The following is a 6,590-nucleotide window of genomic DNA, read 5'->3' as shown; positions in this document are numbered from 1 at the left end:
CTGCTGCGGCGTCGGCCGCCGCCTGGGCCTGCGCCGCGGCCGCGGTGCGCGCAGCGACCTCGGCGGCCCGTGCGTGCTCGCGGCGCTCGGCGGTCAGGACGTCGGACTCGGCGAGGTCCACGGCGCGCAGGGCTGCCGCCGCCTGGTCGCGGGTCTCGGCCGCCGTGGCCTCGGCGGCCGCCGTGCGCTCGGCGGCAGCGGCCTGGTCGCTGCGGACGTCGACGACGGTGAGGATCGCCGCGACGAGCAGCGCCGCGCTCGCGGCTGCGAGCAGGACGCGGCGTCGTCGTCGCGGTCGGGTCCTCGTCCTGGTCCGGGTGCTGTCGGTCACCCGGTGGCACTCATGACGCGTTCGGGCGGGGCAGGGCTCATCGATCCATGATGACTCACTCCCCAGATCTCCTTGACATGTGACAATTCGGTCACTAATTCTGGACGGGTGGACGAGGTGTTCAAGGCACTGGCGGATCCGACCCGGCGCGCGCTGCTCGACGAGCTGTTCCGCGAGGACGGTCAGAACCTCGGTGCGCTCGCCGAACGCTTCGCGATGACCCGGTTCGGGGTGATGAAGCACTTGAAGGTTCTCGAGGAGGCGGGCCTGGTGGTCACCCGGCGCCGCGGCCGCGAGAAGCTGCACTTCCTCAACCCGGTCCCGATCAGAGCGGTCCACGACCGGTGGGTGAGCAAGTACGCGCAGCCGTGGGTCTCGGGACTCGCGGACCTCAAGACCCGATTGGAGAGTTCGATGGAGAAGGTGTTCGAGATCTACATCCGCACCACCCCGGACGCGCTATGGGAGGCGATCACCGACCCGGACATCCGGGGCAAGTTCCAGTTCGGCAACCGGGTCGAGTCGGACTGGACGCCGGGGGCCCGCATCGAGGTCACGAACCCGAAGGCCCCCGGCCTGCTCGGGGAGGGCGAGATCCTCGAGATCGATCCGCCCCGCCGCCTCGTGCAGACCATGCTCGCGCTGTGGGGCGAGGACGTGCAGAGCGAGGGCACGACGCGGATCACGTGGGAGATCGAGCAGGTGGCGGACTCCTGCCGCCTGACGGTCACGCACGACCAGATGCGCGAGGGTGCGAACGACCAGCTCTACGGCGGCTGGCCGATGATCCTGTCGGGGCTCAAGACGTGGCTGGAGACCGGTCAGGTGCTGACCACGCCGGGTTCGCTCAGGTACACCTGAACTCGCTCAGGTACCCCTGAGCCAGCCAGCCAGCCGGCCGGTATCGGCGCCACGCGGTCAGCGCGCGCGGCGCCGGAACTGCGCGGGGGTGTCGCCCGTCAGCCGACCGAACGTCCGCGTGAACGAGGCCTGGTCGTAGAAGCCCGACGTGGTCGCGATCTCGGCGATCGGCAGCGACCCCGACGTGAGCAGCGCCGCGGCGTGGTCGATCCGGGTGCGCAGCACGAACTGCTGGGGGGACAGCGAGAAGACCTTGTGCATGCGCCGGTCCAGGGTCGACGGCGAGCAGCCCGCCGCCGCGGCGAGGTCGGCCACGGTGATCGGCTCGGCGAGCCGCGCCTGGACCAGTGCGACCACCCGCGAGAGCGAGTTCACCGCGACGTCGGCCGCGTCGTAGGTGCGCAGGTCCTCCGACATGCTCACCAGGCCGACGACGACCGAGTCCACGCGCACCGGCAGCTTCGCCGTGAGGTACCAGCCGGGCAGCCCGCCGGGCCGTCGGATGAGCTCGAGCTCGTTGCGCAGCGGCCGGCCCTCGAGGACGGCCCGGTCCTGGTGGAGATAGTGCTCGGCGAGCTGGGGCACGAACAGGTCCTCGGAGCGTCGGCCGATCACCGTGCGGCGCGAGCGCTCCCCGGTGCGGTCGACGAACGCCCGGTTCACCGCGACGTACCGGCCGCCGGAGTCCTTCGCGCAGAACATCGTCGCGGAGAGCTCGTCCATGAGCTGGAGCATCTCCGGGCTCAGCGCGCGCAGCACGACGACCGCCTCCGGCCACGAGGCGTCGGCCTCGCGCGGGTCGGTGGTCGTGGACGGAGCGGGGGCTGCGGGTCGTGGCGCCATGTCAGCCGCGACAGTACAACCGCCGCGACCCGCCCGCTGCGACCCCCGCCGGGCCGATCGGTGGGTTTGTGTCAGACATCTCGCGAGATGAGTACAAGACACGGAGCCCGATCGACCGGAAAGATCTCAACATGACCACACCCGCCGTGCTGCTCACCGACGCCGCTATCGCCCTGGCCAACCGGTGGGTCGAGTCCACTGCCGCCGGCGAGACGGCGCGCGAGAAGCGGACCACCGGCCGGCTCGCCGCGCTGGTCTCGGACCCCGCCGGCCTGGAGCTCGCCGTCCGGTTCGTCGACCGGGTCGCGCGGCCGCAGGACGTCGCCGTCGCCGCGCGCGAGCTCGCGGGACTGGCCGCCTACACGGACGCCGCCGGGAGCTTCCTCGGCCCGGTGGACCGCACCCTGCTCGGCCTCGGAACACGCGCCGCGCCGTTGCTGCCGCGCGTCGTGGTGCCCGCGGCCCGCATCCGGCTCCGGCAGCTCATCGGGCACCTCGTGGCCGACGCCGGCAGCGGGCTCGCCGCGCACATCGCGGCCGCCCGCGCCGAGGGCTTCCGGCTCAACCTCAACCTGCTCGGCGAGGCGGTGCTCGGCGAGGGCGAGGCCGCGAGCCGGCTCGCCCGCGTGCAGGCGCTCATCGAGCGGCCCGACGTCGACTACGTGTCGATCAAGGTCTCCGCGGTCGCCAGCCAGCTGTCCACCTGGGACACCGCCGGCAGCCGTGACCGCGTCGTGGCCCAGCTGCGGCCGCTGTACCTCGCGGCCGCGCGCCACGGGACGTTCCTCAACCTCGACATGGAGGAGTACAAGGACCTCGCGCTGACCACGGCGGTGTTCGAGCGGATCCTCGTCGACCCCGAGCTGCGCGACCTCGAGGTCGGCATCGTGCTGCAGGCGTACCTGCCCGACTCGCTCGCGGCGCTCGACGAGATCACCGCGATGGCCGAACGCCGTCGGGCCATCGGCGGGGCCCGGATCAAGGTCCGGCTCGTCAAGGGGGCCAACCTGGCGATGGAGAAGGTCGAGGCCGAGCTGCACGGCTGGGCCCAGGCGACCTACGAGACCAAGCCCGAGGTGGATGCGAACTACGTGCGCCTCGTCGAGCGCGCGCTGCTCCCCGACCGGGCCGCCCACGTGCGGGTCGGCGTCGCGAGCCACAACCTGTTCCACGTCGCGTACGCCCACCTCCTGGCGGCCGACCGCGGCGTCGGCGAGGCGCTCGACATCGAGATGCTGCAGGGCATGGCGCCGGCGCAGGCGCGCGCGGTGCGGGCCGACGTCGGCCGGGTGCTGCTCTACACACCGGTGGTGGCGCGCGCCGACTTCGACGTCGCGATCTCCTACCTGATCCGGCGCCTCGAGGAGAACGCCGCGGACCAGAACTTCCTGCACTCGCTGTTCGCGCAGGGTGGCTCGACCGACCCGGAGGTGCGGCTCGCCGGCCAGCGCGCGTCCTTCGTGGCCTCCGTGCGCGACAGCGCCGTGCCCACGACGACCCCGCACCGCCAGCCGCGAACGGTCGGGATCTCGGGCGCGGGGTCGGCGGGCGCAGCCCTGGCGTTCGCCAACACCCCCGACACCGACGCCGCCGTCGCGGAGTCCCGCCGCTGGGCCGCGGAGCTCGTCACGCGCGACGTGCCGGTGCCACCCACCGCCCCGATGTCCACCGTCGAGGACGTCGACGCCGCGATCGCCCGCGCGACCGCCGTCGCGCCCGCCTGGGCCGCCACCTCCCCGCACGACCGCGCGCAGGTGCTCCGCCTGGCCGCGGACAAGCTCGAGCAGGCCCGCGGCGACCTGGTGGCGACCATGATCGCCGAGCCCGGCAAGACGGTCACCGAGGCGGACCCCGAGGTCAGCGAGGCGGTCGACTTCGCGCGGTACTACGCCGACCAGGCCGAGCTGCTCGCCGACGGCGCGATCCCGGGCGCGCAGTTCCGCCCGCACGGGGTGACCGTCGTGACCCCGCCGTGGAACTTCCCGGTCGCGATCCCGGTCGGCTCGATGCTGTCCGCGCTGGCGGCGGGGTCCCCGGTGCTGGTCAAGCCGGCGAAGCTCACCCCCCGCTGCACGCAGGTGGCGGTCGCCGCCATCCACGGTGCGATGGACGAGCTCGGGGTCTCCCGCGACGTGCTCCAGGTCGTGCTCTCCCCGCAGGGCGAGGCCCGACGGCGCCTGGTCACGCACCCGGATGTCACCCGCGTGGTGCTCACCGGATCGATCGAGACCGCGGCGATGTTCTCGGCCCTGCGGACCGACCTCGAGGTGTTCGCCGAGACGTCGGGCAAGAACGCGCTGATCGTGACGCCGTCGGCCGACGTCGACCTCGCCGTCGCCGATGCGGTGAAGTCCGCCTTCGGGCACGCCGGGCAGAAGTGCTCGGCGCTGTCGCTGCTCATCCTGGTCGGCTCGGCCGGTCGGTCGGACCGGCTGCGCCGTCAGCTCGCGGACGCTGTGAGCTCGCTGCGGGTCGGCCCGGCGACCGACCTCGCCACGACGGTCGGCCCGCTGACGGAGCCCGCCACGGGCAAGCTGTTGCGCGCGCTGACGACGCTCGAGCCGGGGGAGGAGTGGCTGGTCGAACCGCGCCGCCTCGACGACGTCGGCCTCCTGTGGACGCCCGGCATCAAGCACGGGGTCGCGCCCGGGTCGTTCTTCCACACCACCGAGGTCTTCGGTCCGGTGCTGGGCGTGATGCGCGTGGAGACCCTCGCCGAGGCGATCGACCTGCAGAACGCCGTCGCGTTCGGTCTCACCGGCGGGATCCACTCGCTCGACGAGGACGAGATCGCGACCTGGCTCGACCGCGTCGAGGTCGGCAACGCCTACGTCAACCGGCACATCACCGGTGCGATCGTGCGCCGGCAGCCGTTCGGCGGGTGGAAGGCCTCCTCCGTCGGACCCGGCGCGAAGGCGGGCGGCCCGAACTACGTGGCCGAGCTGGGTCGCTGGTCGGACGCTCCCGAGGTTCCGGCCGACGACGCCGCCTGGCTCGCGTGGGCCGCCGCCGACGACTCGCGCTGGTGGCAGGACGAGTTCGGCACCGCGCACGACCCGAGCGGCCTGCACGTCGAGGCGAACCTCCTGCGCTACCGGCCGATCCCGCACCTCGTGGTCCGCGTGGGTGCCGGGGCGCCCGAGCGCGAGGTCACGCGGGTGCTCGCGGCTGCCAGCCGGGCGGGGGTGCCGGTGACGGTCAGCCGCGCCGAGGCGGAGGGCCACGACGAGTTCGCGGACCGCGTGCGGCAGGGCCGGGTGTCCGGGCGCATCCGCGTCGTCGGGCAGGCACCGGGGCTGCGCGAGGCGGCCCGCACCCGCGTCGGCGAGGTGACGGTCCTGGACGCCCCGGTGGTGGCCAGCGGCCGCCGTGAGCTCCTGACGGTCCTGCGCGAGCAGGCGATCAGCCGCACGCTGCACCGCTTCGGGCACGTCTCCTGAGCTGAGCCCTCCGGGGCCGCCCTCAGGTGGAGAGCCGGACCACCAGCTCGGGGGCGAAGATCCGCGGGGCGTGGTCGACCTGCTGGCCCGCCAGCAGGTCCCGCAGGATCTCGCCGGCGGCCCGGGCCATCGCGACCACCGGGTTGGCGATCGTGGTGAGCGTCGGCGACGTCGAGGTCGCGACCGCCAGGTTGTCGAACCCGACGATGGCGACGTCCTCGGGCACGCGGCGGCCGGCCTCGGCCAGCACCCCGAGCGCACCGGAGGCCATCAGGTCCGAGGCGACGAAGATCGAGTCGAGGTCGGGGTGCTCGGCCAGGAGCTGGGCCGCCGCGCGCGCTCCACCGTCCTTCGTGAAGTCCCCGTAGGCGACCGCGTCGGCCGGCAGGCCGGCCGCGGTGACGGCCTCGACCCAGCCGGTGAACCGGTCGAGGGAGGCCGACATGTCCTGCGGGCCGGTGATGGTCGCGATCCGGCGGCGACCGATCTGCAGCAGGTGCTCGGCGGCCATCCGCCCGCCACCGGCGTTGTCGACGTCGATGTACCGGACCTGGTTGTCGTAGTGGAACGGGCGACCGACGAACACGGTCGGCATCGTCGACCGTCCCAGCGCCTCCGCGAGGACGTCGTCGCGGTGGTGGGAGACGACGACGGCGCCGTCCACGTGCCCGCCGCGCAGGTACCGCAGGGTGCGGGTCGCGATGTCCTCCGGCCGGGCCATGACCAGGACCAGCTGGAGGTCGGTGTCCCGCAGGGCCGAGTTCAGCCCGTTGATCGTGCTCGCGAAGAACGGGTCCGTCAGGACACGGTCATCGGGCTCCGGCACCACGAGCGCGATCGAGTCCGTGCGGCGGGTGACCAGGGTGCGGGCCGCGCGGTTGGGCGTGAACCGGAGCTCCGCGACGGCAGCCTCCACGGCGGCCTGCGCCTCGGGAGACACCCGCAGCCCACCGTTGATCGCGCGCGACGCGGTCGAGCGGGACACCCCGGCCCGCTCGGCGACCTGCTCGAGCGTCGGAGCCCCCAGGCGCAGGAGAGCCGCCGGCGGCGCGATCTGCTGCTCGCTGTCGGTCGTCATTGGCCACCCTCCCTTGATGCTCGTGCGGAGACTCTCG

4 protein-coding genes and 1 pseudogene are annotated in these 6,590 nt (G+C 73.4%); 2 read left to right on the top strand and 3 right to left on the bottom strand.

The genetic code is table 11. The features are described 5' to 3' along the window. A pseudogene (locus EUA98_RS16750) lies at positions 1-331 on the bottom strand (hypothetical protein); the annotation flags it as partial. Positions 332-439: 108 nt separating this feature from the next. Between EUA98_RS16750 and EUA98_RS16745 the strand changes: the two are divergent. Then, positions 440-1,192, top strand: a complete 753-nt coding sequence (locus tag EUA98_RS16745; protein ID WP_130103835.1) for an ArsR/SmtB family transcription factor — start codon at positions 440-442, stop codon at positions 1,190-1,192. Between the two features lie 57 nt (positions 1,193-1,249). Here the strand turns inward: EUA98_RS16745 and EUA98_RS16740 are convergent, their stop codons facing one another. After that, entirely contained in the window at positions 1,250-2,035 is a 786-nt protein-coding gene (locus EUA98_RS16740) for a helix-turn-helix domain-containing protein (protein WP_242511631.1), read from the bottom strand. A gap of 131 nt (positions 2,036-2,166) precedes the next feature. Here EUA98_RS16740 and EUA98_RS16735 point away from each other — a divergent pair, with 131 nt between their 5' ends. Then, positions 2,167-5,475, top strand: coding sequence for a proline dehydrogenase family protein (locus tag EUA98_RS16735; protein WP_130103834.1), 3,309 nt, complete (start codon positions 2,167-2,169; stop codon positions 5,473-5,475). 22 nt (positions 5,476-5,497) lie between these two features. Here EUA98_RS16735 and EUA98_RS16730 read toward each other — a convergent pair whose 3' ends face one another. Further along, the gene (locus EUA98_RS16730; RefSeq protein WP_130103833.1) at positions 5,498-6,553 is read right to left on the bottom strand and encodes a LacI family DNA-binding transcriptional regulator; all 1,056 of its coding nucleotides are present in this window, start codon (positions 6,551-6,553) and stop codon (positions 5,498-5,500) included. Positions 6,554-6,590: the final 37 nt, after the last annotated feature.

The sequence above is a fragment of the Pengzhenrongella frigida genome, from assembly GCF_004168625.1.
Taxonomy (GTDB): Bacteria; Actinomycetota; Actinomycetes; order Actinomycetales; family Cellulomonadaceae; genus Pengzhenrongella; species Pengzhenrongella frigida.
This window is presented reverse-complemented; position numbering and strand designations above follow the sequence as displayed.